Genomic DNA, 23638 nt, shown 5'->3' on the forward strand with positions numbered 1-23638 from the left:
GAATGAAGATAAAAAAAACAATATTCACGGCAGCTATACTAATGGCTGCCGTTTGTTTACCGGCACAGAACAAGAGTGCGGGTATTAATATATCTATCTGGAAAGACATTTGTACGCAACCGCATGACAGTACACAGACGACTTATGTCAATATCGGTCTCCTGTCTACAATGAATCGTCTGAACGGTTTGGGGATCAATGCTTTGGGAAGTGTAGTACATGGTGACATGAACGGAGTACAGATCACCGGATTAGCCAATTTGGCAGGTGGTACAATGCGGGGTGTCCAGCTAGCCGGTATCAGTAATATCAGCGGCAACAATACCGTAGGACTCTCCGCTGCCGGATTGGTAAATATCACCGGCGATAAAACACAGGGAGTAATCATATCCGGACTAACCAATATCGGAGGGGATGATACTTCCGGATTAATGATTAGTGGTCTCATGAATGTAACGGGCAACATGGCTTCGGGACTACACTGTTCTGGAGTGGCAAATATCACCGGACAGAACTTTGGAGGGGTGATGGTTTCCGGACTTTTAAATGTAGTAGGTGAACACATGAACGGCTTGCAAATAGCAGGAATTGCCAACATAACCGCATCGAAACTGAATGGAGTGCAAGTAGCATTATGTAATTATGCAACGCAAGCCCGCGGACTTCAAATTGGCCTTGTCAATTATTACAAAGAAGATATGAAGGGATTCCAACTAGGACTGGTAAATGCTAACCCTGAAACAAGAGTACAAATGATGCTGTATGGTGGAAATGCAACGCCTGCCAATATCGGAGTCCGCTTCAAGAACCGATTGTTTTATACCATTTTGGGAGTCGGTTCCATGTATCAGGGATTGAATGATAAGTTTTCGGCAAGTGCATCCTATCGTGCCGGTCTGTCCGTTCCTCTTTACAAAGGGCTGTCCGTCAGTGGAGATGTCGGTTACCAGCATATCGAGACTTTCGATAACAAAGATGAAGTAATTCCCAAACGTTTATATGCATTGCAGGCACGTGTCAATCTGGAATATCAAATTACCGGGAAGTTCGGTATCTTTGCAACAGGTGGTTATGGATTAACCCGATTCTATCATCAATCAATCAATTACGATAAAGGAGCGATTATAGAAGCAGGCATTGTTCTTTTCTAATTCCCTTTCTTCTTCTTCAACGTCAGCACCGGCAGGAAAACAAACACCCCGATTACAGACATTATCAATCCCCCGATAGTACCTGCCGCCAATGGAAACCAGAAACCTTCTTTCTCTGCGCCCACCATGAAAGGGATAAAACCCAGGATAGTGGAAGCCACCGTCAGAAAAATAGGAATCACTTTCGTGTTCCAGGCTTTCACGTAAGCCCGGAGCGGTGAAAGACGCGGGAAACGCTTGCGGATAGAATTATATTCATTCAGGATATAAATACTTGCATTCACAGTAATACCGCAGAGCAGGACAAAAGAAGCAAAACCGCCTTGGTCGAAGTTCAGTTTGAACCAGTAGAATGTAAGGAACACACCGATATAGGATACCGGAATCACAAAGATTATTGCCAACGGCTGTTTCAGAGAATTAAACAGGATACTTGTGATAAAGAAAATGATAGCAATTACTATCAGGAGCAGGCGATACTGCTTGTTGTCCTTTCCTCCCCACGACCAGTTATTATCCTCCGATTGGGCTGTATATCCCATCGGCAGAATCTCGTTAAACTCTTCTAAATCCTTTTCCAACACTTTACTTCCCTGCTCCGAAGAGCCGATATACTCATATTGCAGGCATAGCCGGTACTGCTGGTTCTCCTTCGCCACTTCCTGCGGCATCTGTCCTTTTTCCACCGTTGCCAGTTCCGAAAGCTTATATTCCTTACCACCCGCCTCAAAAGGATAATACTGCATCGCCCACACATCCCTCTCTTCCGACTGCCGCGAAGAAAGTTTTATCTTTTCCGTGCCCTCTTCCGTAACCACCGAACCGATTTCCATATTCCGCCCGTATACCGGACGAATAGCAGAAAACAACCTCCCGGCTCCAATCCCTTCCTCTGCCATCCGTTGTTTATCCAGATTGAAATAGAATTCCATATAATCATCCTTCCACCAGGAGAAATCGGAACCGATGGTCACTTCCCGGATACGGCGGTGGGACAACAGCTTTTCTTTCAACTTTTCTGCCTGTGCATATAATTCATCATAATTGTACCCATACATCTTCACCCGGAAAGAGCCCGCATTCTCACGTACATTATTACTGAATCCCTGATCCTGCAATCCGTATATACTCCAGTCACCACCGCCCAGTTGAAGCGCCTTACCGATCATACTGGCTTTCAATGTATAAGGGAATCCGCTTTTCTGATGTTCCTTCGTGAAATAAATATGAATGGATGCCCTACGGGCACTTTCCACAGACGTCTGGAACTGCCTGATTTCCTTAAACCCGCTCAAATAGGTCTCCATCTTCTTGATGAGTGTGTTCATCTGTTCCAGTGTGCTACCATTCGGCAGATTGGCATTGGCATGGAGCACCACCTCTTCATTGTGGGTAAAGTAACTCCCCTCATATACTTTTTGTACAAACAGCCTTAACGTTCCACCTAACACCTTGTCCACCAACGGTTTTACCTTTTCCTTATAAGTAGAAGTCCCCAACGTCTTATTATATGCTTCCGCCCACCTGCCATCCCCTTTCATCTTTTCCGGCAACAGGAATACCGGCAATCCGAAAGCCAATAATAACAGAATGCAGACAGCCACCCGCCAACGACAGAGAATCCGTATCAGCCACCCGTAGAAACGGCTGAAATAAACCGGAACACGCCGCACTTTCGAACGTATCCGCATAAAGGAACGCACGCTCTCCATCCGCCTTCCCGGCTTTAAGAAAGATGTTTTCTTCCGCCGTTCCAGTCCGATTTTGTCAATCAGGGAAGGGACAAAAAACAGAGCAACCAGCAATGAAACTCCCAGATTAATAATTACCACAGCAGCAAAGTCCTGCAAATTGAGTCGTATCTTCTCATCCAGGAAGAAGATAATGACCAATGCACCTATCGTCGTCAATGTAGCTGCCAACACAGACATGAACGCCTTCCGGTTTCCGCGCCGCAGATAATGGTCGCTCATCACAATGGTATTGTCAATCACAAGATTCAGTGAGACAGTGATACCCGCCAAAGAGTACAACTGCATCTCCAATCCGAACGCATAATAGAAAATAACGGCTATCGCCATATTGACAGACAGGCTGACTACAATCAGAAACAGGTATTTGGGACTGAAAGTAATCAGCAATACAAACAGAAGCAGAATGGCTACCGTCACTCCCGTACGCAGATAAATCTTGCTTAACTCTTCCCGGATAAACTCCGTCGCATCATAACTGGTATGAATTTCATACCCCACCGGAAGAAACGACCGTATACCGTCTATATACTCTTTCACCTTCTTACTCAATGCCAACTGGTTAGCCGTTTCTTCCGCCACGACAGACAAGTAAATCGAGTTCAGTCCGTTAATCCGGTAATAACTCTGCGGCTGCTCTTCCACACGGGCGACCTTCACCAGTTCATCCAAACCGATTATTCTCCCATCCTTCATCTTTACCTGTATCCGCCCCGCATCAAAATCCCGGCTTTCAGATTCAGGAACCAGTGCCAAGCGTATCCACTGCCTGCCCGAAGTCCCCTGCTCCACATCGTATGTACCCATGAATTCTTTCTGATAGTGCAACCGGACCGCCTCACGGATATCATCCGTACTTATCCCAAGCGTACGCAACTGTTCCGAGTCATACTCCAACCGCCACTCCATCGGAGTAGCTCCGCTAAGGTTAATCTTATAAATTCCCGGAAGTTGCGCCAGACGCGTCTTTATATGTTCCTCGACATATTGCTGAATCAACACAGGCGTAGCGGGTGCATTAATCGTAAACGTCATGAAAGGAGACTGGCTACTCTGTCCGGGACTCTGCATCTGAATATACGGATAGCTCACCCCGTCCGGCAGCTCCGGCCACGTTTGGCGGATAATGGTAGAAGCCTCAAAACGGGCGACCGCCACATCCACATGTTTATCCAGCTTCACGCTGACGCTTCCCCATCCATTCCCTGACGTAGAAGAAATTCCCCGAATCCCCTTCACGCGGGCAAGCATCGCCTCCAACTTGCTGGTAGCCGTCATCTCCACCACACGCGCTGAGGTGCCGGGCATGCTGAAACGCACCGTGAAGCCGGGCAACGTCCGTGACGGGTTCAGTTTGACAGGCAATAGCGGAACCAGCGCCAGCCCGACCAACGCCACACAAACAAAAGCCACAATCAGCGTAAAAGCGGAAGCCTTTGAAGACTTTTTTATGTCAGAACCTATACCTTGTACCATCACTTCACCAATTTTCCACCATTGAAATCAAATCTGTCCGAAAGTGGAAGTTTGGCAGCGAAATCAAACAAGGTGAGCCTTCGTATCTTGTAATAATTCAGCCAGTAATTCTGCAGAGCGGAAATATAATTCCGTTGCGCCTGCTGCTGCCTGTTCAATGAAAGAGTCAGGCTGTTAATATCCGCCTTGCCGATAATAAAACGCTGCTTTGTCTCATTATACGCAAGTATGGCCAGGTCCAGTGCCTCCTCCGCACTCACGATCAGCTGCTGCTGGATATTGAAGTCACTCACTGTCATAATCACCTCCTCTTCGATACTTATCTCATTCTGACGTGCCGAAATCTTCACCACATTCAGATTATTCCGTGCCATATTATACTTGCCTTTACGAACCCCCCAGTCCACTATCGGTATAGAGACACTAACCGCCACCAAGTCCTGCTGCATCGGTTTATGATACACACCACCGAAATTATCCGCCACCTGATTAAAGCCGATGCTCGCATTCACACTGGCGTTGAAACGGGACTCTTTCTTCGTCCTGTCCACATTCCGTTCCGCCTCCAATACATTCTGCTTCAGCTCCAGCAGTTGAGGATTGTTGCTTCTTCCCCAACTCAAAGCCTCATCCACCGGAATCTCTATCCTGTCCGGACGGGAAGGAAGTTCCAGCTCGATTTGCGTATTCTTATCCAGATTAAGGAAAGATGCCAAAGAAAACATCGCCCGTTTCAGGTCGCTCGCCTTATTCTGCAATGTATTCTGCGCATTCACACGATCCAGTCTCAATGTCAGCAAGTCAGCCTGTGAAATGGCAGCTATCCGGTGACGTTGCTGCCCGATGCGATAAAGCGTGTCCGTGGAAGCCAGGTTATCTTTTGCCAGTTTATATTCCGCCTGTGCCATAGCCAAAGAGAAGAAATAATTGGTGGCCGTTTCCGATACTTTCTCCACATTATAGAGGAACTCCTTTTTCACACGTTCGTATTTCAATGGTTCTATCTTCCTTTCCCACCTAAAAGGATTGTATCCTACCAAGCTCTGCGAATATCCGATCCGCACAGGAACACTGGTGAATTGTGTCGCGCTGTTATCCCCGAAGTTACGCATATAGGCAAGACTCGACTCCAAGTAGAACGTACCGCCGGTCAGGTCAAGATTCTGTCTCACGCTCAATCCGCCATAGGCATAATAAGACTGTTGCGTACGATATACATCCAGATTGGCCCCCGAATCATAACGTTTCGTAATATCCCGGTTATATTGAGCCGGAGTAAGATCCACTGTCAGACTGGGCAAACGGTTGGCACGGTACGTCCGGTATTCCCAGTAACCGGACAGATACATATTCTGCGTACGGAATGACTCCAGCGAACTGTCATTAGCTAAAGCAATCGTCCGATTCAAGTCCAGTACCAAACGCTTCTGGGCATTTGCGGAAAAACAGATCCCGCAGGTCATCGCCAGAACGAAACAATATCTAACAGATAACTGATAATTCATAACTGATATTTTTTTATTTTGAAAATAATTTGCGTCAATCCGCGTTAATCTGCGTTTGAACCTTCTTATTCCTGTAAATAAACCAATAAAGCAACGGTATGATAAACAGACTCACTGCCGTACCAACCAACATCGTCCCTATCATGGCAATGGACAACGGCTTTTGCAGTTCCGACCCCATATCCGAGGAAAACAACAAAGGCACCATCGCAAAGATGGTAGTCAGCGAAGTCATGATAATGGGACGCAGACGTCTGCGTCCGGCTTCATGGATGGCTTCCAACAAGGAAACACCCGCCTTACGCAGTTCATTGATGGCATCCAGCTTCAGAATAGAGTCATTGATTACAATACCACAGGTGACGATCATTCCGATAGCAGACATCAGATTCAGTGTATGCCCGCAAAGCCAAAGCAGCAACAACGCGAATGCCACATCTATCGGAATCTCCGCCAGAACAAGCAAAGGCTGTAGAAAGCTCTCGAACTGTGCCGCAAGAATAAAATACATCAGCAACAGTGAAATCATAAGTATCACTACCAGTTCATCCAGCATTTCCCGATTTGAGAAGAAGCTGCCGGAAAAGCCCGTGTCCCACTCTCCCGTTTCCTCCGCTACCCGCTTCACATCCTTTATCAGCCTGCCCGCATCCCGCACCCCGTAAAAGTCGAAAGGTACAAACTCCCCGTTACGCCCGGAAGTGATACTTTTCAAGTCCTCGGCAGGAGTCACCCTCACCAGCTCCCAAAGAGGAATATATTCCACATTCCCTTTGCCATCCGGCTGTGTCTGTATTAGTGTCTCCTGCAATACCCTGTTCACCGTCTTCTCATTCCCCGAAATATTAATCGGAAGATACTGCTGGTAGGAGTGCAGCATGGTCACGCTGTTTTCACGGAAAGCGGTTTTCAGTATACGGTACAGTTCGTTATAAGAAACACGGTAGAGCAGCAGTTTTTCCTTGCTGATGCTCAGGTTCAACTGGTTCTCAAAGGCGATGCCAGTAGGGTTGATTCCGGTTTCTTCCGCCAGTTCCCGTTCCACTTTGCGAACCATTTCCGCATCCGGTGCCTGTGCCCTGTTGCGGGCATAAAATTCGGCTACGATATCCGGATCGCCCGTTACAAAAAGCTTCTCAAACACCGTTTCAGGAGGAGAGAAAGAAATGACGGAAAGCGGATAGCGTTCTTTCAGCCTCCGGTATATCTCCTGTTCCAAAGAGGCAATTCCTGTGGAAGCCTCCGTCCGGAAATAAAGTTCCGCTTCGGAAGATGAAAGTTCCCTCTCCCGATTCAGGATAAAGTCCTGCCTGCCGACAGAAGCCGTCTGTTCCAAAGACTGACCGTCCAGTTCCTTAAAAAGTTCATTCACACGCCTCCTATTTTCATCCACGTGAATATTCTCATTCCAATCGATGCGGACAATCAATTCATTCTCTTCTATGTCAGGCATCCGTTGCTTATCTATAAAGAAAAAGAGAAATACACAGAGCGGAATGGAAACGATACAGAATAGTATGCTGAACGTTTTATGGGAGAATACCCAGTCGACTCCGGCATCATAGAAACGGTCCAGCGTATGGTCTTTTATCAGATTGTTGAATTTAAAGGAAAGCCATTTCCTTTTCCGGGTATGAATACCTGCCCGATAAACCAGCAAATAAAGCACCGGAAGAAGCATGATTCCCGTAAAATAAGAGACCATCAACCCTACCGTGACAGAGAAAGCCTGATCATAAAAGATAGCTCCTGCAATGCCGCTCATAAAAATCAACGGAGCGAATACGGCAATAGTAGTCAAGGAGGAACTCAACATGGGAGTCACCACCTCACTCGTTCCCGTGATACAGGCACGACGCAAAGAATATCCCCGTTCCCGGTATTGCGAGATGTTTTCAGTCACGATAATCGAACTGTCAATCATCATTCCCAAAGCCAGAATCAACCCTGCAAGGGAGATGATGTTCAGTGATATATGGCAAAGGTAGAAGAATACGAAACTGATGACGATGGAGACCACCATGCTGAGCCCGATGACCAGCGGGGATTTCACATCACCCAGAAACAGGACTGCTACCAGACAGATAAACAGAAAGCCTAAAGAAAGATTCTGCTGCAGATTGGAAATCGTGTAGTCGAGCAGTTCCGTCTGGTTACGGCTGATACTGAAATCAATGTCCGGATATACCCGCTGGAAGTAATTCATAGTATTTACCAGAGACTGCTTCATCTTGTCCATATTCTCGTCCGCCTGCTTGATGACTGCCAGCGTCACCGCACGCTTGCCGTTCGATAAGGACACGCCCTTTTCCTTCACAGGTACGATATTGACCTGACAGAAATCCTTTAACTGTACGATACGGTCCCCCTTACGCAGATAGATATTCTCCACATCCTCCGCCGTGCGCAGCAATGTCGAGAATTTGATATTATATTCATAGTATCCGTCACGTACCGTCATGCTGCCCGGTTCCACGTTATTGGCAGCCAAAGCCGATTCAATATCCTCGATGGAAAGTCCCATCATAGCCAGCCTGTCCTCATCGGGCACAATCTGCACCTGACGTTCCACCAGCCCGGTCACATCCACCATAGCCACTTCCTCGAGCTGCTCTATCCTGCGCTTGATAACCGATTCGGCAAACTCGCACAAGTCAAGGAAAGACTGTTGTCCCGTGGTACTGTATGTACTGTCATTCTTCAAAGTCAGGTTCAGGTAAAACACGGGAATATCCGTTGCGCTCGCCTTGACGACTTTCGGACGTTCCGTCTCTTTGGGAAGATAGTTCATCGCGGCGTCTATTTTCTCATTGACCTCGATAAAGGCGAGATCCGTATTGGTGCCGAACTCAAAAGACAGACGGATGATACCTGCCCCGTCCCTCGATTCACTATGAATGTCCTTCAATGTCGAAACCTGAATCAGTTGGCTGCGCAAAGGTTTCACAATCGTATTTTCCAGTTCACGGGCGGATGTATTGGCTGCAGAAACCTGTACGGTGATTTCCGGAATGGCGATATCCGGAAGCAGCGATATGGGCAGGGTAGAATAGGTCACCAGCCCGATAATGAAACAAGCGATGAACGCCATCAACACGGCGATAGGACGCTGGATTAAAAATTTTATCATGCTTTTCTATCTATCAATTAACTCCACTAATCACTCATCACTGACCAGTTAATCACTAACCGTTACTTCCGCTTCATGCGCCAGATTCAGATTTCCGGTCACAATGACCGTATCTCCTTCCAGCAGGCCATTTTCAATGCCTTTCTGAGATTTATCAGAAACGATATATTCCGTAGCATTCTCCAGTCCCGTATGCACATAGTTCCACATGGCCTTGCCCTCTTTCAATGTAAAAACCACCTGCTTGCCGGAGCGTAACACCACAGCCGTCTTGGGAATCACCAACTGTTCACTCAGGCTTCTTCTGACACTAACCCTTACGTTCATACCACTGAACAGCCTGCCTTCACCGTTCACGTCAGCTTTCACCTTTACCATCCCGTTCGTATCCACCAACGGATTGATTTCAGATACGCTGCCTTCAAACGAATCCCCTCCGGCATAGGGAAGCACCATTACCTTATCACCTTTCTTTATAAAAGCAAGCTCATTCTCCAATACGGTAAATTCGGCCTCCATACCTCTGGTATCAAGAATAGTACAGAACACTTCCGAGGTATTGGCCGGGTTATAAGGCTTTGAAAAAAGATTGGCCACCACCCCGTCAAAAGGAGCGACCAGCGTAGCATGCTCCGTCTCCCTTTTTGCCAGTTCGTACTGGGATTTCGACTGGTCATACCCGCTTTTCACTTTGGCAATCTTCATTATATCCGCCGGAACGTTACTGAAATCATCAACAGAATATCCCTGCCCTATCAGTACGTCTTTCATCTCCAGTTCGGCTCTCAACAAAGCATCCTCCGACTGGGACAGCTTCTGCTCCAAACGGAATCTGTCCAACTCCGCCAGTTTCTGCCCTTTATGTACTCGGTCGCCATTCTTCACATAGATATGAGCGATGACTTCACTGGTTTCAAAACGCAAATCGGCTTTATTGCGAGCATTCACCTTACCGTTGCTTACCAACTCATGATTAAAACTCTGCCGTTTCATGACTTGGACGGTTACCTCATTTTTTGCATCAGGAAGAACGGTGGAAACTCCTTGCTCTTCCTTTTCCGTATTGCTTTTCTTGTTAAAGCAGGAGGTTGTTCCTCCGCAGGCCAAACAACATAACAGTAACCATATACAATTGTATTCTTTCATAATAATATCTATATTGCTATCAATTACACATCTATTTAGGATTAACAAAGTCTATAATCAAATCATCCGTATCATGCTCAATATCCAGCACATCATCTACAAAAAGGACAATGCCGCCATAAGAGCCCCCCAACCCATGAAATACTTAGCTACAAAAGTAACATAAAACACCACTCCTATTCTCTTTTTCAGTAATAATTTATCATTAAAACAAGATATTAACATTATTGAAGTTAAATATAATGAAAGCCAAAATAAAAGGACAAGAAGAAACTTTTTTTATTTATATTCATAATATAATATTACAGGATTTGATTCTTCGTTTATTTCTTTCAATACTTTTCGATTTTTCACTTTTTGAGATATTGTATTATTCTCTGAAGCAAAATATTTCAATTCCGGTAAAAAATCAGTTGCTACCATATAATATACTCCATTTTCTCCTGATGATAAAAAAGATGGTAACGTATGGTTCTTCGGACAAATAGAATACAGAATATCATCCACAGTGTTAGTAAACAAATAAGCCTCATGAGTTTTTAAATTACACTGCAACTTTTTCTTCTGCCACGAATAGCAGTCCAAGTACAAAATATCATCTTTTTCAAATATATCTGCAATAGCAATTATTTTATTTTGTTTTCCTAGTCTCATATGTATATCAATCTTCATATCAGCCCTCATTTGAGGATTTACATAGGCATCCTTTTCCTGTTCTTTAATATCTGCATTCTTCACTGTGTTCTTGCCATAAAAACCAAGAAAAGGATATAGTTTCCCTTGAGAAAGGCACATTACAGAATCTGAAAGTCCGAAAGAAAACAAAACTCTATCCCCTGATATAGGATAAAACAAATTAGTATGTAAGAATTCATCTTTCCAACCTTTATTATACTCTTCCGCATCCATCCATTGAGCCATTACCGCACCGTTATCAATATTAAGCTGCTTCAATATATGATACTTGTCTTTATCATGCAATGGATAAAAATAGGTATTTACTGCATATAATCGATTATTTACACAATAAATTCTTTGTATCTGATTGCCTTCCTTTATTTTAATGCATCTTTTATATATACCGCTTTTTACTGAATATACATAAATACTTTTCTTATGACTATCATATATATATGCTTCTTCAGAATGCTCGTTTATCGTAAAGTCACTACAGTCTCTATATTCTCCAGGAGCATCCCCAATATTACCAATTCTTCTTATAAAGCGTCCATCCTTGCCAAAGACAAAAAGCCCTTTAGCTTTCTGTGAGTCTAAAACAAACATCTCATCTTCATAAGATTGCATTCTATCAATACCTCCAAGTAACACACTATCATTATTCAACATAATTACTTGAACTGAATCAAATACAGTCGAATATAGAAAAGAATCTTTAATATTGACAGCATCCCAATCAATAACTAATGATTTTGCATGATGGGTCAATCGTGTTTTTCCTGAACATGAAAAGATAAAGCCCAATAAAATACCGATTATCCAATAATAGGGCTTAATTCTTAAAACAAACATAGTACTTCCTTTCTTTTAATTAAAGTTTATATCAATAGGAGCCATAGAAAATATAATGTAGCATACCCCTATTAAACAAAATTTGAAAACAAGAATATGCTACGTTATATCACCCAAGCTAATTGCTAAAACATTCTACAACCTTATTATCGGGCTTCCCCCTTTATTTTCAATTTAAATGGAGATCCTTCGGCGTTGCAATATATTGTTATTGTTTTTTCAAAGTATCCAGGATGTTCGGCATTATATATTACTGTCAAAGTATCACTTTCGTTACTAAAAATAGGCGAATGTGAATAGTCCACTTTCGTACAATTGCAAGAAGTCACAACATTACTTATTACCAACGGATTATTACCCACATTTGTTAATACAAAATTTCCCTGTTGACTTTCTTTCCAAGCAAAACTCCCAATATTCATTAGAGTCTGTTTCCAATCAATTTCTGTTTGAAGTTGTTCTTTCACTGTATTCAAACTTGTCCCCATAATCAGTTGCTGATATAATTCTCTTACTTGACTATTATGAACAGGATTGCCTATTGCTAATACTTTATTATTTTCGTCTAACAGAAATGTATGGAAGCGATTATCTTTCGGAAACTTGTTCACTGCGTCAAACATGTTCAGTGAATCTACTATAATAGGAAAAAACAACGCACTCCTCTTTACTAATGGAATGATTTCTTTCATTCTATCTACATTTTGAGGACTAAAAACAAATAGGGGGACAATATCCACTTTTGGGTTTATCATCTCTTTTATAAAAATGTTCCATTCTTTCAATCGTAAATCACAACTTGCACATCCCAAGGAATCCACAAAATTCAGAATTTTATATTCAGCCTTTTGATAATCGTAATTGAAATCAACATCTGTTTTATACTGATAAAAATAAATAGAATCCGGAATGATAATAGTCTTATCTGTCCACTCCTCCAACAATGCTATAGTATCCTTATCATATTTTTTCCTATCACAAGCTCCCAGAAATAAGAACAAGAGAAATACCATCAATAACAGATATCTATTTTTCATCTATTCTAAACTTTACAAACAACGGATTACTGTCTTTATGCAGATATTTCTCGACTAAAGGATAAAAGACTGATTGCTCTGAAACATAGTCAGGATACAGCAAACCATAAAAATGACTTCCATCACCTTGTATCAGTACCAGCCCCATACCCATATCAGCCCAACCTGCAAAAATTTTATTTTTAAGTTTGTCCCAATAAATATCATAATATTTTCGTGAAGGACCAACAGCTCTGATATATAAAACATCCTCACTTTCCACTACCTCAGTTATTGATTTGAAATATTCGTTCATATTATCTATCTTGTTAAATTCATCAAATGTTTGAGGTAACATATCTTCCGGCAATGAAAAATCTTTTCCAAAATCTATATAATATTTAGGAATCAACTTACCATCATTATATTCATCCAGCACAAAATGACCATAATCTGGAAATATTAAATTATTGTCTCCATACACATAAAAATGATTGCAAACTAATTGTTCATTCTTACGTTTTCTCAATCCTCTCAATTGTCCAGCATTCCACTCATAAATAGAATACTCATCCTTGCTCTTGAAAAAAAGATAAACGCTATCTTTTATGGAAGTAAAGCGAAAACAATCGTTCAAATTAAAATTTGGAACTTTCTTTTTCTCTAGAAAATGTCCGTCCAAAGCACTATAAATTAAAATTCCTGTAGGATCCAATATTTCTATCTGAGATTCATCTTTGGAAAAAATAACATCACGCAATTCCACATATTCATTAGCCGCTCCCCCTTTATTTCCAACGGAAAACAAGAAACGCCCTTGACGATTAAATGCCAGTACCTGTTTTAGCTTACTGTCGCAAAATAATATACGTTCTTTACTTACTAAACATTTCTGAGCAATAGAAAGCAAAGAGGATTCGGTCATTTCCAAAGGTATCATGCTATCAATATGCGTCATTTTGCTCCAATCCGCCTCATGCGCCTGTACTGTTTTTATTACTTTTATATTTTTCTCGGTTTTAACACGATGTCCACAAGAGAGTAAGCTTATACCAATAAAGGCTATCAATACATATTTTTTCATCTTTTCATACTTTAAAAAGGAGCCAAGTTGACCAATATAATTTATAATGGACAACTTGGTCCCCATCAAATAATTAACATTTTTCAACAATCGCTAGGATAGCATTCTTCCCTGCCACCACTCATACAAGACACTGCGGTCTTATATTGAATTGGAGGAGGACATTGGAATGTATATCGAGTATAATTTCCCGTTCCAGATTCTCCACCAGCTATTGCTTCATAATTAGCCAATATAAGTTCCGCAACAGAAACCCCTTGGGATTTATACACATTATATCCAGCCACTACCATGACAATGGTGATTACCAACATAAATCGAATCTTATTTTTCATTGTATAATTTTTATATTTGTTTTTCAATATAATACATTCTCTGTATTTATCATTTCAACAGATAGCAAAACAAATTTGCACTAATCTCTTATTAACTATTTTGCCTCAACCTCCTTTTTCAAATTAGAATTCAGTTTATTATAGTCGACTATTAATTTTTCCATTTCCTTTCTCATTTCCTTTATCGCTGTCGATTGAACTTTCGGTTCTTTTGTCAACACAATCTCTGCCGCACGCTTCAACTTCTCCAGTTGCCGACACTCTGGTTCGGCATAAAGTTTCGCCAACAAATAATACGGATAGATACGCCCCGGAAGCCGGTGCGTAGATCGAATCAGGTATTCTTCCGCTTTCTCATACGCTCCCGATGCTTGATAATTCTTGCCAATGATATTCAGAATCATAGGATCACTACTATGTGCCATTGCTTCCTCCAATATCCTTGTCGAGTTGTCATACTCTTTTAATTTATGAAGAGAATATCCGTATTCAAACATAAATGCTCCACGATTCGCTAATTGGGGATGTAATCTCTCGTAATCTTTTTTAGCAGATCGGTAATCCCCTATATTATAAAGCATCTTGCCACGATACCACTCCTTACACGCATCATATTGGTTGTTTTTCCAATAATATGTTCCCAATAACACCATCATTGAAATAAAAAGTAATAATATAATCTTTGAACGCCCAATAATACAAGCTGCCAACAAAAAATAGAATGTCACGGCAAAGCCGGGAATCTGCATCGGATAAGAAGAAAAGGCAAATACCAAAACTGAAATTACACTCCCACAAAGGCCTATCCTTCCTTCACCACTCCCCTTCCAAATACAAAATCCAATAACCAAAGAGACAACTAATAAAAAAGGAATCCCGTATTCTACTGCCACTTGCAGGTATTCATTAAAAGCATATTCCGGACTTCCTGCCACCAACTCTTCCGTCTCCGAATATTCTCCATTGGCGAAATAATCTTCCTGAGTCCTGCCATAGGCCGAAACAAAACTCCCTGTTCCATGTCCTATAACCGGACTTTCGGCAATAACCATACTACTGATTTTCCACATGAACAAACGCCCATTAGCGGAAGTTGCTTTCAGTTGGAAAAGGGCGTAACCAATCACAACGGTTGTAACACAGCCTGCAATACAAGCCAGTATCACCTTTCTCCTATATCTCTTTCCAATCTCCTTTAATCTACTTCCCCATGAAGCGTGCATCCCATATACCCATGTACCTGATATTGTGGCAGCAATCCAAGCCGAACGACTCATACCCGCAGGCAACACACAAAGAATCAACAACATCACTCCCAATGACATGTAATACTTTCCCTGTTCTACCCATGTACGTTCCGTTTTTTCTTTCAAGTTTAGCCATTCATACATGCAAAGCGGGAATATCGTCGCCAAATATCCCGAATAAGGTCCCGGATTATAGAAGGACCCCGTGAGCGCATATAAGGAGTGATTCGAAACAGCCAGACCGTATATCTGTCTCAATCCCCAAATGGCTTCAATACCTCCCAATACAATCAAAATCCATGTCACGATGGGTGGAAAAGAGAGACATTGTTTTCTATTCAGACAAAAAGCACACACACAGCAAACGACAAAAACAAAGGTCATACGTCCCAACCATAGTTTTTGATAGGCTATTTCGCCGACAGGAATATCATTCGGAGTGGCAAAGGCCACTACGCTCAGAACGGCAGTAACTCCTGTCAGAGTGAGCACATCTGCCATATCCTTTTTTGTCATTCGTATCAATTCCAACCTTAGCTTCATTCTTTATTTAATTTTCTTCATCATCCTGTTCCAACGAGGCTTCTCCGTAAATTTATCTTCCGAATACCAAATACGGGTAGCCTTACCTACAATGTATTCTTCGGGTAGCATCCCCCAGTATCTTGAATCCTGTGAATTTGCCATATTATCACCGGACACAAAATAATAGTTCTTTTTAAAGCGATATTGGGTAATCACGCTGTCTCCCAATACTATTTGCCCGTCTTTTATACGTAGTTTCTTCTTTTGTTCCCAACCGATCAACTGCTTGTACAAAAGACAATTCGTACGATTCATCTTTACTGTCTGCCCTTTCTTAGGAATCGTCAAAGGTCCGAACTCACGGATGGTCCATCCCATTTGTTTGTCATACGGAAATGTACCTACTACAACACCATACTGTTCCGGATGTTCCAAGTTCGCCAGATATTGCTGGGCATTGTAGTTCCCCAACCGTTCATCACAACCGCGTACTTTATAAAATCCTTTCCGAATCTCCAATGTATCTCCCGGCAATGCAATACAACGCTTTACATAATACTGCATCACATCCATCCGAATACTATCCCAACGGTTCATCTGATAAGGAAAATTGAAAACCAGTATATCGTTTCTCTTGAAACTTCCCCATCCGGGCATCCTATGGATAGTGATGTCCTTATTATCCAAAGCTGCAAACACATCGAACAAACGAGCCCCTTTTATCATTTTATTGACCAATATCCGGTCGCCATCCTTTAATGCCGGTTCCATAGAGTCCGAAGGTATCCTGAACGAAGTAAAACAGAACAGTTGAATCAAGAACAAAATGACTACCATGCAGAAGATGAAGAACGCCAAATTCTCCAATATTGTCCAAATTCTCTTCACTTTGCTCATAAGCTTCCCTTTAATTGAATCAATTTACGATAAGCCATTAACCCTAACACACATTTCACACGTTCGTCATCATGCTCCAATAATCCTACAGATGGAAAAATCATATTCTTCATTCTTTCCTCCAAATAACTCGCCCACAAGCATAACTGCCCCCAATGTATATCAGCGTAACTGAAATCCTGTTCCGCCTCTACAACAGCAGTTGTCATCATCAGCATATTGGCAGCCGCTTCTACGGCACAGTCTTCCAATTTCACCTGTTTACTGGCAACAGGATACAAACCTATATCATATGGCGGGTATTTTTTGCTCCAATGAATATCTTCACAGTACTCGAATATGGGATCCAACAAACCTCTCATCCAGTCGGTACGATGAAAGGATAACAATACCGGAAAACTCTTATAAGCTTCCCTAACATTACCCAAAGTATCGCCCAAACAAAAAAGCTTATTACCAGAAAATGACATAAATCGATGAGAGGATACAAAATTACGGTAAGCAGGAAGCATTCGTTCGGCAAAGGCTTTATTCCCTGCTTGAAATGCTTTGGAGTTCCATCGGCTATCTAAAAGAGCACATTCCGCTTTAAGTTCCTTATATCTATTTCCTACGGATTTCATTAATTCTTTTACCTCCCTTGTCCCACCACTATTCCAAAGAGGAGACAGAACCTCGCCATCATATTGCAGCACCTGTCCTTCTTCATATCCGACAAGTAATACCCCACTATTCCTATCCTCTCCATTTCCCACGTACAGCTTTTGAGACAAAACGGCATGACCATCCATACATGAAAAGGTTGTTTCATCTGCTGTCATAGCCAAATACAAACTGTCTGACTTCACAAAACGCCAATCCTGTTCAGCCCAACTATCAATCTTCCTCTTGCCAAACATCCATTCCGTATCCACATCGAACAAAATTTCCACCGTATGTTTTCCACTTTCCGTACAGACCTGATAGGAAATAAAACCGACAGGCCATCCTGTCATATCCCATTTTTCCGACAAGGAAGGTGAGACAAAGTCTATCTGAAGCTCCACCTCTCCACATTGGAAAATAAATTGAGTCTGCGTAGCTTGTACATTCATCTTTTTCAGAGTTGCCGGTTCTGCATCAGCATAAGTTTTATTTTCTATATACAAGCCGAAATCCAACAAAGCAGGACCTCCCGTATTCCGACAATATGCAGCCAGGACATTATCTCCATTGACAATTTGAGCTACTGTTCCATCCGTTAAACGATAGCATCCCGTTCGAGAAAGAACTGTTTCTTCCCCTAACAAATATTCTCCATTACAGAAAAGCTTTATCCGGTCGTCACATACATAGCGGACATACACTTTATGATCCTTCAAAACATCTTTATTATCTACATTAACATGCCTGCGGACATAAATATTTTCCACTCCCCACAGGGTATGAACCGGATAATAATATCCCTTTGCCGAACCAAAAGCACCGTTACCTCCACTCCACAAAGAATCATTATATTTCCCCTGTTCCCATCCTTTTCCCGGATATAAAAACGAATATTTCCCCGTCCATCCGATAGTATCCTCCGAAAGAGGAGCTAAAGGAGAGATACGCAAAGAATCGCCTCCCATAAAACGATAAGCTTTGCTGTCTACACACAAAATACCTGTGATCGGAAATGCTTTTCCGGTTCTCAACTGCGGATAACTTTTATTCAACGAATCACCTATAACTTTGATACTAACATCAGGAGTAATCGCCAATAACGTATGTTCAGAAGGAACAACACCGGAAAGATGCGAAATCTTCTTCTCCGAATAAGAACAAGCATATACCAGAGAAATAATCCCCGAGATTATAATTATTCTCCATGCCATGATAAGCCCGATATGAGTTTTTATTTCCATAATTGAGTTCCGTTTTCATAAATAAAGATTCTCTCTTCCTGTCCACGCGTATGATTTTTCAGAAGCAACAGCGTATTTACGGGAATATCCCGAAATACCAGTGAATCGGCTGCCGCTTTTATTTTTCCGGCAGACTTCCAATCCCTGTCACAATAGAATAACTCATACACATCATCAGGGCGAACATAATTATCCATATTGCGCGGAGTATAAACAATGCGGTCTACACGGGCTTTTCTACCTAAGTCAAGCCCCGCCCACCCACCGGTAGGCTTAAAATAATCGAAGGAAGTCCATGCTTTCCCGTCAAATACATTAGTATATTCATGTGTTCCGTCATGTTGATAGCATCCGGGAGTCCCTATCATTTTCCCTGATAAAGCTATGGTATCACTCGTCTCATAAAAAGCAACTTCCGCAATATTACAGAAGCTCTTAGCCGGCCCCCAATATCTAAGATAACGATACTCTTTATCAGACCAACTCTTTACAGTCGTATTCAAACGATCAGGCTTACTTTGAATAATAAATAACGTATCTTCATCCGAGAAATCCGGACTATTGCTCCCGGTAAAAACCCCTCCTATCATCCGGTCTCTGTACCTATTTTCTCTTTCGATATTATATTTTGCATATAATACCACATCCTGCTTCTCTTTCCCGGCAGGATAATAATGAAGTTCGTTAGTTTCTCTATCCATATAAAAAGGATCAGTCAAAAAAAACAATGTTCCATTCTCATAAGTAGCTACTCTCAAAACTGTCCCTTTACGAACATATCGAAAAGACAAATGACCGGCATCATATACTGTCCAATCAATTGGAATCCAACGATCTCCATTAGTGGCACATAAATAAGCAATCTTACCACTCCTTTTCTCCTTATACTGTTTTTCCAAAGGAATATTCAGATTCTTTCGATACAAATATGCATAATCAAAAGTTACATCCTTAAACTTAGGAATATGCCAAAATGGACACACTTCTTCTCCATATTGTGCCATCTGCTTGTGTAACTCCCTATTCACACTAAAAGTGTTTCTGTATATCTTGGCAGCTCCCTCACGTTGATACAAGGAACATTTACGAACACGTATTAAATTCCTCATAAAGTCAGATATATATCCTTCCCCATTTTTATCCCAAACTATTACCCAAAAGTGAGCAGCATTAGCATTACCACGTGCAGGCAGGTAATCTATTGCACAAGGAATGCCTAGAGCACGGAATAAGTAGATTGCAAAATCCGTTAATTCCCTGCAACTGCCAGTCTGATATTGCACAAATTCCGGTCCTATATGCCCGAAGGAGAAAGGAACGATAGAAGTATAATAAGTATTTTTATCCGGTAATTTTTTCATCAGGTATCTGGCTGCCACTAATGGATCTTCTTTATCTAAGGTGGTAGACAATCGTAATGAATCCAATAACGAATTATATTTTTCATAATACATTTCCCGCCAATAAGTCAATGGTTCATCACCTATCCGGTAAGGCAATAAGTATTCACAAAATGTTTCAAATGAAATATTCTTTCCCCAAGGTTGTTCCTGCCAAACTTTAAATGCCCAGTCGATGTTATGGCATAGGTAGGCAGAATCTATTTCCAGAATATCCCGTTTCTTACTGATCTCTTTCATAGGACCATATATTTTCTTAATCGAATCAGCTACTTGTTGCGCCGTTTTACGTTTACGAACTTTTAGCCAAACATAATAAGACTTATAATTCTCCAACTGTTCACCATAAGCATAGGTATAAAAAGGCATATTTTCTATCAGAAAACAGGCAGCCTTATATTTTAAACTATCGGCAGGATTCTTTTGATAATGACGAAGTACCTTTTGTAACTCTTTCCTATTGTTTTTAGCAAATTGCAATGCAGCTTCAAGAGGAGTTATCATTTCTTCTCTGAATGTTATCCTATCCACTATTCGCCATCCCAGCCAGATAAGTAGCACCCAAACTATAAGTTGGATATATCCTAAATGCCTCATCAAATCTTTTCTTAATTATTCATTTTGCATTTCCACTAATTTTCAAATGGAACGGAGAGCCTTCTGCATTACAATACACACTAATCGTTTTACTGAAATGTTCAGGATGCTCTGCATGATATCTTATTTTTAAATTTAAGTTCATGTCTGGTTGAACAGGCTCTTTGGAATATTCAACTGTAGTACAACCACAAGAAGTAATCACATCATTTATTACTAATGGAGTTTTTCCGGTATTGCAGATTTCGAATTCGACCTCTTGCTCTTTCTCCCAAGAAAAACTCCCCATTTCGATTTGAGACGAAGAGAGCGAAACAGTAGTCAATGGTTGATTATCCAAGAAAGATGAATATTGTTTGCCTGAGATAATAGTCCGATAAAGTTCTTTGATACGCGGATTCTGCACTGGATTACCAATAGCAACAACTTTATTATTTTTATCTAATAAAAAAGTCTGATATTGCATATCAGAAGGAAAATGATTTATTCTATTTAAAACATCCAATGTATCAATACAAATTGGATACATGAATCTTTCCATCCTTAAAGTAAAGTATATATCACGTCCATTTTTTGGAAAAAAGAAAAATAAGAACTGAACTTTATTAGGATAAATAGAATCAATATTAGTAATATAATTGTTCCATTCAGATAAATGCAACTTACAACTAGTACATCCCATAGAGTCTACATATGCTACTATCTTATATTCACTGTCATGTATAGCGAAATTCGGTACTCTTTCACTTCCTTGAATACTAAATTTTAAACTTTCAGGAAAAAGAATCTCTTTATCTATCCATTCCTTTAATATTTTCTCTGCTTGTATACTCTTTTCGTTTTGACAAGAGAAAATGCAAATAAAAAGAAAAACTATATATGTAAAATATTTCATAGTCAATCATTACTTAATTTAAACTTATAAAAATGATAGGGATCATTAGAGTTTATACCATAAAAGCAGTTCAATAGTTCGTCAATAAAAAAATAAGATATAGTTTGTCCTAGATGATATATAGCTTTAAATTCTCCATTCCAATTTGCAACAAGTAAACTGGAAAGTGAGTTTACTTCTTTTGCATCTGGACACAACAAATAAATCGCATTATTAGTAACACATGCATCTTTTATATGTAAAAATCTCTTCTTTATGTCAGTATCTATAATAGTCTGACAAGGTTCATAATTCAACAAAATATCACGAAATAATACACCATCTTGATTATAAATACGACAACGTCGTGTCCTATAATAAAACACTAATAGACGACTCCCGTCAGGCTTTGCTAGAATTTCATGAGCATAAGCTGATTTAAAATCACTAATAGAACTAAAGTTTACATAAGTATCAGGATACATGCCTTTAGGTTTTTTTTGTTTTTGAGACAAATTTATCAAAAAGAATTCATTCATTCCTTTATTAAAACAATTGTTAGAATAAGCATACCAATTATCATTTAGCTTAGTAACCCCTAACATTTGTTGTCCCATTATATTACAAAAGAAAGAAGTTGAAGATAACTCCAATGAATCCCCCTCAATCCATTTATAAAAATATAATGAATCATTATGAACCAAATAAAGTTCATCATTAAATTGTTCTAAAGGCACAATAAACTCAGATTGTTTACCAAAATATGATAAATGTTTCATTTCTGGATAAGAGAATACAGAATAGACAGCATTATCTAAAGTTGAAGTACGGACTAAAATTCTCTCATTGCTCAACAAGATACACCGAGGATTTAATTGAGCAGGATACATTATCACTTTTTCTAAAGTCACAGTAGTATCTTTAGGAAAGCTGCTGCTGTATGTAAGCGACACTGTAGATGAAGAGGGAACACAAGTCACCATACAAATTCCTCCCCAAATCACTATGACCAACAATCTAATTCTCATAATTCACATTTAGCTAATACATAATCAGGATTACCACCTATCATATATAATACATTACTATTTCTATTGGCTGCTATTCGCATAATAGGCATTCCGACATCTACAATTCTTAATAAATGTCCTGCATAATCATACAAAAACACTGTATGAGGACATTTACTTATATCTCGACGAACTGTAGTTTCATCCATAGGATCTTTTTCACGATCACGCTCCAAAGTTATAATATAGTCTTTACTCATGCATACATCACGTACTCCCTTTATTTTTCTATCAAAGACGATTTTCTCATTCGTTATAATATAATTTTCTTCATCTGATTTATGTTCCCATTGTAAGGTAAATGTTGTTTTTTCTCTCTTATATAAAGCTAAATACGGAAAATTAAAAGAAGAAAAAACAAATAATCCTTCCACCGGATCATAAGATTTATAACTGCCAATATGTTCTTTCATTTCAGGTATTGGATAAACTCCCCAAAACGACTCTTTCCCATCTATTATTGTTCGAAAATATGCATCTGAACCATTATCGGTAGATTTAATATACAAATCATGATCCATTTTCTCCATCTTCATCTCATTTTCTTTATCTGTTACCTCACAAAATGGATCTTTACCACTTATCAAACTATCAATAGATAAGTAACCTATTGTCTTTCCATTAGCATCTACTGCAAAAATTTGATGATTTACACAATATCTATTAATTACAGGTGTCACAAATTCTTTAGGCCCTTCTCCTATCTTTCCCATTACACCTAATTCTTCACCAGTTAATGAATTATGTACATGCAAAAAATAATCTCGAGCAAATGGATCAGACCAAACCAAATAATTGTCAACCAAGAGTAAATCTCCAGGCATCATAGTGAATATCTCATCATTCAGCACTTGTGACTGCAAGTTAATTCTTTGAATATCTGTTCTTTTTAAAGTGCAAGAACTGATTAAAAAGAATACAGTAACTATAATTATATTTTTATACATAGTAATCTTTATTTAAAGCTACCTTAGTAGATAAATTCAAACGATTCTCTTTTAAGGTAGCTTAAATTCAA

The 23638-nt window shown here is 40.4% G+C and carries 16 protein-coding genes; 1 reads left to right on the forward strand and 15 read right to left on the reverse strand.

Features of this window, described 5'->3' with window-relative positions; genetic code table 11:
* The first annotated feature begins 2 nt into the window (after window positions 1–2).
* On the forward strand, window positions 3–1151 hold the full coding sequence (locus tag AB9N12_RS15390) for a hypothetical protein (protein WP_369892983.1): 1149 nt from the start codon (window positions 3–5) through the stop codon (window positions 1149–1151).
* On the opposite strand, the gene AB9N12_RS15395 is transcribed toward AB9N12_RS15390, so the two are convergent.
* The 15 genes from AB9N12_RS15395 to AB9N12_RS15465 all read right to left on the reverse strand — a co-directional run bounded on the left by AB9N12_RS15395 (window position 1148) and on the right by AB9N12_RS15465 (window position 23567).
* Window positions 1148–4378 (reverse strand): efflux RND transporter permease subunit, encoded by a 3231-nt coding sequence (locus tag AB9N12_RS15395; RefSeq protein WP_369892984.1) that lies wholly within the window; start codon window positions 4376–4378, stop codon window positions 1148–1150. The genes AB9N12_RS15390 and AB9N12_RS15395 overlap by 4 nt on opposite strands.
* A complete protein-coding gene (locus tag AB9N12_RS15400) occupies window positions 4378–5841 on the reverse strand; it encodes a TolC family protein (RefSeq protein WP_369893274.1) in 1464 nt (487 codons plus the stop codon). Before AB9N12_RS15400 ends, AB9N12_RS15395 begins: the two co-directional genes overlap by 1 nt.
* A 76-nt stretch (window positions 5842–5917) precedes the next feature.
* Window positions 5918–9013 carry an efflux RND transporter permease subunit gene (locus tag AB9N12_RS15405; protein ID WP_369892985.1) on the reverse strand — a complete coding sequence of 1032 codons (3096 nt, stop codon included), beginning with the start codon at window positions 9011–9013 and terminating at the stop codon, window positions 5918–5920.
* A gap of 48 nt (window positions 9014–9061) precedes the next feature.
* Window positions 9062–10159, reverse strand: a complete 1098-nt coding sequence (locus AB9N12_RS15410; RefSeq protein ID WP_369892986.1) for an efflux RND transporter periplasmic adaptor subunit — start codon at window positions 10157–10159, stop codon at window positions 9062–9064.
* Window positions 10160–10438: 279 nt separating this feature from the next.
* Complete coding sequence (locus tag AB9N12_RS15415; protein ID WP_369892987.1) at window positions 10439–11689, reverse strand: 6-bladed beta-propeller; 1251 nt, start codon at window positions 11687–11689, stop codon at window positions 10439–10441.
* Window positions 11690–11835: 146 nt separating this feature from the next.
* On the reverse strand, window positions 11836–12726 hold the full coding sequence (locus tag AB9N12_RS15420) for a DUF1573 domain-containing protein (protein WP_369892989.1): 891 nt from the start codon (window positions 12724–12726) through the stop codon (window positions 11836–11838).
* Window positions 12716–13789, reverse strand: a complete 1074-nt coding sequence (locus tag AB9N12_RS15425) for a 6-bladed beta-propeller (protein WP_369892990.1) — start codon at window positions 13787–13789, stop codon at window positions 12716–12718. Before AB9N12_RS15425 ends, AB9N12_RS15420 begins: the two co-directional genes overlap by 11 nt.
* Before the next feature lie 83 nt (window positions 13790–13872).
* Window positions 13873–14124 (reverse strand): NVEALA domain-containing protein, encoded by a 252-nt coding sequence (locus tag AB9N12_RS15430; RefSeq protein WP_369892991.1) that lies wholly within the window; start codon window positions 14122–14124, stop codon window positions 13873–13875.
* 95 nt (window positions 14125–14219) lie between these two features.
* Window positions 14220–15914 (reverse strand): O-antigen ligase family protein, encoded by a 1695-nt coding sequence (locus AB9N12_RS15435; protein ID WP_369892992.1) that lies wholly within the window; start codon window positions 15912–15914, stop codon window positions 14220–14222.
* 3 nt (window positions 15915–15917) lie between these two features.
* Window positions 15918–16793, reverse strand: a complete 876-nt coding sequence (lepB, locus tag AB9N12_RS15440) for a signal peptidase I (RefSeq protein WP_369892993.1) — start codon at window positions 16791–16793, stop codon at window positions 15918–15920.
* Window positions 16790–18679, reverse strand: a complete 1890-nt coding sequence (locus AB9N12_RS15445; protein WP_369892995.1) for a glutaminase domain-containing protein — start codon at window positions 18677–18679, stop codon at window positions 16790–16792. Before AB9N12_RS15445 ends, lepB begins: the two co-directional genes overlap by 4 nt.
* Window positions 18670–20676, reverse strand: a complete 2007-nt coding sequence (locus tag AB9N12_RS15450) for a transglutaminase-like domain-containing protein (protein WP_369892996.1) — start codon at window positions 20674–20676, stop codon at window positions 18670–18672. The genes AB9N12_RS15445 and AB9N12_RS15450 overlap by 10 nt, the downstream gene beginning before the upstream one ends.
* Window positions 20677–20695: 19 nt before the next feature.
* Complete coding sequence (locus AB9N12_RS15455) at window positions 20696–21571, reverse strand: DUF1573 domain-containing protein (protein WP_369892997.1); 876 nt, start codon at window positions 21569–21571, stop codon at window positions 20696–20698.
* A gap of 2 nt (window positions 21572–21573) precedes the next feature.
* Window positions 21574–22578 (reverse strand): hypothetical protein, encoded by a 1005-nt coding sequence (locus AB9N12_RS15460; RefSeq protein WP_369892999.1) that lies wholly within the window; start codon window positions 22576–22578, stop codon window positions 21574–21576.
* Entirely contained in the window at window positions 22575–23567 is a 993-nt protein-coding gene (locus tag AB9N12_RS15465; RefSeq protein WP_369893001.1) for a hypothetical protein, read from the reverse strand. Before AB9N12_RS15465 ends, AB9N12_RS15460 begins: the two co-directional genes overlap by 4 nt.
* Window positions 23568–23638: the final 71 nt, after the last annotated feature.

Source organism: Bacteroides sp. AN502(2024) (assembly GCF_041227145.1).
Taxonomy (GTDB): domain Bacteria; phylum Bacteroidota; class Bacteroidia; order Bacteroidales; family Bacteroidaceae; genus Bacteroides.

Coding starts and splice junctions, on each gene's coding strand:
- AB9N12_RS15390 (WP_369892983.1), top strand. CDS start 3: ATGAAGATAAAAAAAACAATATTCACGGCAGCTATACTAATGGCTGCC.
- AB9N12_RS15395 (WP_369892984.1), bottom strand. CDS start 4,378: ATGGTACAAGGTATAGGTTCTGACATAAAAAAGTCTTCAAAGGCTTCC.
- AB9N12_RS15400 (WP_369893274.1), bottom strand. CDS start 5,841: ATGACCTGCGGGATCTGTTTTTCCGCAAATGCCCAGAAGCGTTTGGTA.
- AB9N12_RS15405 (WP_369892985.1), bottom strand. CDS start 9,013: ATGATAAAATTTTTAATCCAGCGTCCTATCGCCGTGTTGATGGCGTTC.
- AB9N12_RS15410 (WP_369892986.1), bottom strand. CDS start 10,159: ATGAAAGAATACAATTGTATATGGTTACTGTTATGTTGTTTGGCCTGC.
- AB9N12_RS15415 (WP_369892987.1), bottom strand. CDS start 11,689: ATGTTTGTTTTAAGAATTAAGCCCTATTATTGGATAATCGGTATTTTA.
- AB9N12_RS15420 (WP_369892989.1), bottom strand. CDS start 12,726: ATGAAAAATAGATATCTGTTATTGATGGTATTTCTCTTGTTCTTATTT.
- AB9N12_RS15425 (WP_369892990.1), bottom strand. CDS start 13,789: ATGAAAAAATATGTATTGATAGCCTTTATTGGTATAAGCTTACTCTCT.
- AB9N12_RS15430 (WP_369892991.1), bottom strand. CDS start 14,124: ATGAAAAATAAGATTCGATTTATGTTGGTAATCACCATTGTCATGGTA.
- AB9N12_RS15435 (WP_369892992.1), bottom strand. CDS start 15,914: ATGAAGCTAAGGTTGGAATTGATACGAATGACAAAAAAGGATATGGCA.
- lepB (WP_369892993.1), bottom strand. CDS start 16,793: ATGAGCAAAGTGAAGAGAATTTGGACAATATTGGAGAATTTGGCGTTC.
- AB9N12_RS15445 (WP_369892995.1), bottom strand. CDS start 18,679: ATGGAAATAAAAACTCATATCGGGCTTATCATGGCATGGAGAATAATT.
- AB9N12_RS15450 (WP_369892996.1), bottom strand. CDS start 20,676: ATGAGGCATTTAGGATATATCCAACTTATAGTTTGGGTGCTACTTATC.
- AB9N12_RS15455 (WP_369892997.1), bottom strand. CDS start 21,571: ATGAAATATTTTACATATATAGTTTTTCTTTTTATTTGCATTTTCTCT.
- AB9N12_RS15460 (WP_369892999.1), bottom strand. CDS start 22,578: ATGAGAATTAGATTGTTGGTCATAGTGATTTGGGGAGGAATTTGTATG.
- AB9N12_RS15465 (WP_369893001.1), bottom strand. CDS start 23,567: ATGTATAAAAATATAATTATAGTTACTGTATTCTTTTTAATCAGTTCT.